Source organism: Geodermatophilus sp. SYSU D00696 (assembly GCF_054050235.1).
Genome location: NZ_JBJGYY010000076.1, coordinates 1 through 3404 on the forward strand (window position 1 = coordinate 1; position 3404 = coordinate 3404).

Genomic DNA, 3404 nt, shown 5'->3' on the forward strand with positions numbered 1-3404 from the left:
CGGCCGGCTGCTCGCCGGCCGGCGCCCGCACCGCGCCGCTGACGGGGTCGATCCGCCGCTTGTCACGGATCACGACCCGCGGCTGCTCGTCCCCCTGGCTCATCGGCGGTCGCTGTCCTCGTCGACGATCTCGGCGTCGACGACGTCGTCGTCCCCGGACGGGGCCGACGCACCCGCAGCACCTCCGGCCGCGCCCGGCGCACCGTCACCGGTGCCGGCCGCGCCGGCCTCGGCCTGCTGGGCGTAGAGCGCCCCGCCGACCTCCTGCGAGATGCGGGCGACCTTCTCCTGGGCCGACTTGATCGCGGCGATGTCCGAGCCGCCGAGAGCGGAGCGCAGCTCGGTCAGGGCCTCGCCGAGCTCCTCCTTCTTGTCGGCCGGGATGCGCTCGCCGTTCTCCGCGAGGAACTTCTCGGTCTGGTACTGCAGCGACTCGGCCAGGTTGCGGGTCTCGGCCTCCTCGCGGCGGCGCTTGTCCTCCTCGGCGTGGGCCTCGGCGTCGCGCATCATCCGCTCGATGTCCTCCTTGGGGAGGGCCGAGCCGCCGGTGATGGTCATCGACTGCTCCTTGCCCGTGCCCAGGTCCTTGGCGGACACGTGCACGATGCCGTTGGCGTCGATGTCGAAGGCGACCTCGATCTGCGGCACGCCGCGCGGCGCCGGCGGCAGACCGGTCAGCTCGAACATGCCGAGCTTCTTGTTGTACATCGCCATCTCACGCTCGCCCTGGAACACCTGGATCTGCACGGAGGGCTGGTTGTCGTCGGCCGTCGTGAAGATCTCCGAGCGCTTGGTCGGGATCGTGGTGTTGCGCTCGATGAGCCGGGTCATGATGCCGCCCTTGGTCTCGATGCCCAGGGACAGCGGGGTGACGTCGAGGAGCAGGACGTCCTTGACCTCGCCCTTCAGGACGCCGGCCTGCAGCGCGGCGCCGATGGCGACGACCTCGTCGGGGTTGACGCCCTTGTTGGGCTCCTTGCCACCGGTCAGCTCGCGGACGAGCTCGGTGACGGCCGGCATCCGGGTGGAGCCACCGACCAGGACGACGTGGTCGATCTCGGCGACCGAGACGCCGGCGTCGCGGATGGCCTGGTTGAACGGCGCGCGGGCGCGGTCGAGCAGGTCCTGGGTCAGTCGCTGGAACTCGGCCCGGGTGATCGTGACGTCGAGGTGCAGCGGCCCCTCCGCCCCGGCGGTGATGTAGGGCAGGTTGACGTTGGTCGACTGCGCACCCGACAGCTCGATCTTGGCCTTCTCGGCGGCCTCGCGGAGCCGCTGCATGGCCAGCTTGTCCTTGGACAGGTCGATGCCGTTCTGGGCGTTGAACGTCTGCACCAGGTGCTTGACGACGCGCTCGTCCCAGTCGTCGCCACCGAGGTGGTTGTCACCGGCGGTGGCCTTCACCTCGATGACGCCCTCGCCGATCTCCAGCAGCGAGACGTCGAAGGTGCCGCCGCCGAGGTCGAAGACGAGGATCGTCTGCTCGGTCTCGCCCTTGTCCAGGCCGTAGGCCAGCGCGGCCGCGGTCGGCTCGTTGACGATGCGCAGGACGTTGAGGCCCGCGATCTCACCGGCCTCCTTGGTGGCCTGGCGCTGCGCGTCCTCGAAGTAGGCGGGGACGGTGATGACGGCGTCGGTCACCGGCTCGCCCAGGTAGGTCTCGGCGTCCCGCTTGAGCTTCTGCAGGATGCGGGCGCTGATCTCCTGCGGCGTGTAGCGCTTGCCGTCGATCTCGCCGGTCTTCCAGTCGGTGCCCATGTGGCGCTTGACCGACCGGATGGTGCGGTCGACGTTGGTGACGGCCTGGTTCTTGGCCGACTGCCCGACGAGGACCTCGCCGTTCTTGGCGAAGGCGACGACGGAGGGCGTGGTGCGCGAGCCCTCGCTGTTGGCGATGACCGTCGGCTCGCCGCCCTCCAGGACGGTGACGACGGAGTTGGTGGTGCCGAGGTCGATACCGACCGCTCGTGCCATGGAGCTGGCTCCTGTTCGTGTGCGTGCGGGTGCCTTGCTGGGTCGTGCGGCGAGTTGGCGTCCGCCTTGCGCGGGGTCCGCTCAACTTTCCTGCCCACCCTAACGGCACGCCTGCGGACGGTGTTCCCAGGGTGGGGACGACCATCCGCCGTGACCCGCGTCACACTCGGCGCCCGGGAGTCCCGCGTCCCCGATGCGCCGCCGCGCTCGTCGCGCGGTGCCCGACCTCCTCTGCGCGACGACCACCTTCGTCGCGCGGTGCCCGACCTCTCGCTGCGGAGTGAGGTCGGGCACCGCGAGGTGCGGCTACCCGGCCCGCGCGCCGGCTGTCCACAGATCGCCGAGCGGCGGCCGTCCGGGCGGAGGGCATCGCCAGGCTGGGCCGGTGCACCCCGTCCTCCGCGCCGCGGCCGAGCGCCAGTTCGGCTTGTTCACGACCGTCGACGCCCGCCGCGCGGGATACGGACACGACGAGATCCGGTCCCTGTGCTCCACCGGCAGGTGGGTGCGGCTGCGGCGGGGCGTCTACACGACCGCCGAGCGGCTGGGGGATCTCGGCGCGCGCCGGCACGCTGCCGACTGCCTGGCCGCCCTGCTGTTCCTCGACCGGCCGGACACCGTGATCAGCCACGGCTCGGCAGCGCGGCTCCTCGGACTCCCCGTGTGGGACGGCCTCGACCGGACCGTCCGGCTGACCGACCCCGGCCAGTGGCGGGCGAGCGCGACGTTCCGGATGAACCGTGCGCCGCTGAGCGCCGGGGAGGTGGTCCGGCGCGGTCCCTTCCTCCTGACCTCCACGACCCGCACGCTCGTCGACTGTGCTCGGGAGTGGCCACTCGAGCGCGCTGTCGTCGCGATGGACGCCGCCCTGCTCGCCGGAGCGACGACGCACCGGGAGCTGTCCGGCGTCGTCGCGGCTCAGCACTGCTGGCGGGGTACGCCCCGCGCCCGGCGGGCGATCGTGCTGGCCGACGGACGCGCGGAGTCGCCTCTGGAGACCCGGGGACGGCTGCGCCTCGTCGGATCGGGACTGCCGCCTTCGGAGCTGCAGGTCGAGATCCGCACCGAGGGTCGGCTGGTCGGCGTCGTCGACGCCTGGTTCGACGACGCCGCGGTCGCGGTCGAGTTCGACGGTCGCGTCAAGTACACGGACCCGTGGCGCGAGCGGTCCGCGGGTCAGGTCCTGTGGGACGAGAAGCGGCGCGAGGACGACCTCCGCGCCTTGGGCATCCGCGTCGTCCGGATCGCCGACGCCGACCTCGGCGACCGCTGGCCGGCCGTCGCAGCCGACCTCACCCGCCTCCTGGCCGCGCCGGGACCCACCGTCCGGCGCTTCAGCGCCACGCCACGGACACAGGGTCGACGACGGTCCGCGTGACCACCCGCACCGTGCGGTGCCCGACCTCGCGCTGCGGGGTGAGGTCGGGCAC

Annotated in this window: 2 protein-coding genes; one reads left to right on the forward strand and one right to left on the reverse strand. The window is 72.3% G+C overall.

Annotated elements, in window-relative coordinates:
- Positions 1-99 precede the first annotated feature (99 nt).
- On the reverse strand, positions 100-1974 hold the full coding sequence (dnaK, locus tag ACI79O_RS24085; RefSeq protein ID WP_456878121.1) for a molecular chaperone DnaK: 1875 nt from the start codon (positions 1972-1974) through the stop codon (positions 100-102).
- A gap of 385 nt (positions 1975-2359) precedes the next feature.
- On the opposite strand from dnaK, the gene ACI79O_RS24090 reads away from it, so the two are divergent.
- A complete protein-coding gene (locus ACI79O_RS24090; protein ID WP_456915389.1) occupies positions 2360-3352 on the forward strand; it encodes a type IV toxin-antitoxin system AbiEi family antitoxin domain-containing protein in 993 nt (330 codons plus the stop codon).
- The last annotated feature ends 52 nt before the right edge of the window (positions 3353-3404 follow it).